1 protein-coding gene and 1 pseudogene are annotated in these 2,462 nt (G+C 44.9%); one reads left to right on the top strand and one right to left on the bottom strand.

The window, feature by feature from the left end; all coding sequences use genetic code 11:
* The first annotated feature begins 392 nt into the window (after positions 1-392).
* On the top strand, positions 393-1,454 hold the full coding sequence (locus tag QUA38_RS28465; RefSeq protein ID WP_333167788.1) for a mannose-1-phosphate guanylyltransferase: 1,062 nt from the start codon (positions 393-395) through the stop codon (positions 1,452-1,454).
* Positions 1,455-1,568: 114 nt separating this feature from the next.
* On the opposite strand, the pseudogene QUA38_RS28460 reads toward QUA38_RS28465, so the two are convergent.
* A pseudogene (locus QUA38_RS28460) lies at positions 1,569-2,152 on the bottom strand (Uma2 family endonuclease).
* Positions 2,153-2,462 lie beyond the last annotated feature (310 nt).

Here is a 2,462-nt window from a genome sequence, read left to right as displayed (position 1 = left end):
GTTTCAATCCCTGATAGGGTTTTAGGCATTTTCCGGCCGCCCGTTCCAGAAGCCTTGCTGTATTTGGTTTTCAACGTTCATTTGCGTCTGCACTAGCAAAAATACCATTTCAGCCTCCGGCCTGTCAATAGGCTGTTTAGACTTTCCCCCTCAAACCCTTATCATATAAAAGCTTCAGCAATTGCGTCTGCCTTTTCCCCCAGGAATCGGCATCAAACCCTTACAGAAATTGGATTACAGCCGACAAAATTAACCCATCGAATTTTACACCCAGCAACAGACGCAATTTTTCCAAAAATATAGCTCGCCCCCAAAACCCGCAGACAACCACAATTCTCTCCATAATTATAAGCTGTCGAGCAAAATAGATCAGAACCCTTAAACTTCAAACCATGACCAAAACCTTAATTCCCGTAATACTCGCCGGCGGTAAAGGTGAACGCTTCTGGCCTCTCAGCCGCAAGCAGCGCCCCAAGCAGTTTTTGAGTCTCGACGGTAGCGGTAAGAGTTTGCTGCAAGCTACAGCAGAAAGATTATTAACATTAGGTAACGGCTGGGACGATTTGTGGGTAGTAACATCGGAAATGTTGGCTGCGGGAGTCCGCGAACAGTTGCCGCTTTTACCTCCTGAGAATTTGCTAGCGGAACCAGAGGGCCGGGATACTGCGCCAGCCGTGGCCTGGACTGCTATAGAAACTGCCAAGCGTTACGGTGAGGATGCGGTTGTTGGTTTTTTCCCAGCGGATCACTGGATTGGGGAGCCCGATGAGTTTGTCAAGACTTTGGAGGCGGCAGCCGAGTTGGCGAGAAATCAGGATGCGATCGCCACTTTGGGAGTAAAACCGAGTTATGCTTCCACCGGCTACGGCTACATCGAACAAGGTCAGGAAATTGGCAGTTTTGCCGGTTTTCCGGCCTATCGGGTGGCGAGATTTACCGAAAAGCCCGATCGCACAACTGCGGAAGAATTTGTAGCCAGCGGCAAGTTTAGTTGGAACGGCGGAATTTTTGTCTTTCGGGTTGGAACAGTCTTGGCAGAATTGCGAAATCATGTACCGGAAATGATGGCAGCTTTGGAAGCAAAAGGCGCCCAGGCTTACTCGGAATTACCTAAAATAAGCATCGATTACGCCCTGATGGAGAAGACGCAAAAAGCCTGTGTTCTGCCCGTAGGCTTTAGCTGGGACGATTTGGGAGATTGGAATGCGATCGGTCGTTTGCTGCAAGGAGATAAACCCAATGTCGAGTTAGCAAAACACGTCGGAATTGACACCAAGGGGGGTATTTTTTATGCAGCAGATGAAAATGAGGTCATCGTCACCATTGGTTTAGAAGATGTGGTAGTTGTTAGAGATGGCAATGTGACTTTGATTGTGAAAAAAGATAGGACGCAGGAGATTAAACAGGTAATTAAAGTGTTGGGAGAAGATGAGAAATTGAAAGATTTGCTGTGAAGGTGACATGAGACCGCACGACACGGATTCTAAAGGCGGATACACTAACTATTCATCACTGTTGATCCAGGCATTCGTTTTTGAATCTGTGTTGTGCCTTACTATTTACTTTATTTACATAATTTCTTCTAAATTCAACACAAAACCAGGCAGTACATCTTCCCCTAATAGAGTAGCAGGATTTTCGATAATTTCAACATCTTGACCGGGTGATAAATTTATACCGGCAGATTTTTACTGTCAATTAACCAACCCAATTTAGCACCGTTATCTATATATAATTGCATTTTTTCTTGAAGTTTTTTTAACCCATCAGTCCGAGAACGCAACTCAACAACGAAATCAGGACACAAAGGAGAAAAACTGTCTTTTTGTTCCGGTGTTAAAGCATCCCAGCGTTCTTTTTTGACCCAAGAGGCATCAGGAGAGCGATCGGCACCATTGGGGAGTGTAAAGCCTCCCTAAGAGCCGAAAACTACTCCTAGTTTAGTTTCACGGTTCCCGACTCGGGGTTGAGATGTTAAATCGGCATTACGCCTGCTAGTTTCACTGCCTGTCGGTGGCATAATAATTAATTCCCCTGATGCTGTACGTTCAAATTGATAATCGCGGTTGTGCTGACAAAGCTGAAAAAAATTCTCGTCAGTTAAGTTGATGGATAATTCGATCCAGTTTGCAGGAAATGGGATGGTAATCATGTCTCTTATACGATATTAAAAACATTGGAAATCTGGTTTGTAATAATTTACTAATTCAATTCTTTGACACATCTTTTCAAGTTAATAAATGTAATTATAAAAATATCATGTCTGCTTTAACTGTATATTACCCTGAGGATTAATGCCACGGCAAAAAAGCGATCGCCCCCACAGCCCAAAATACGCGCGTGCGAAGCTATCCCGTAGGGAATCGGACTCTTTCGCCCAAGTTATTCCCCAAGACACTGGTCAGCCCGGTCAACAGCGCTATCCTAGTAGTTATATAGCCCTTAAACCCGATCGACCCGGA

The organism is Microcoleus sp. Pol12B4 (assembly GCF_036701385.1).
In the GTDB taxonomy this organism is placed as follows: Bacteria; Cyanobacteriota; Cyanobacteriia; order Cyanobacteriales; family Microcoleaceae; genus Microcoleus.
This window is presented reverse-complemented; position numbering and strand designations above follow the sequence as displayed.

Bases quoted from the DNA above. Each gene is read 5' to 3' on its own strand.
- QUA38_RS28465 (WP_333167788.1), top strand. From the start codon at position 393: ATGACCAAAACCTTAATTCCCGTAATACTCGCCGGCGGTAAAGGTGAA.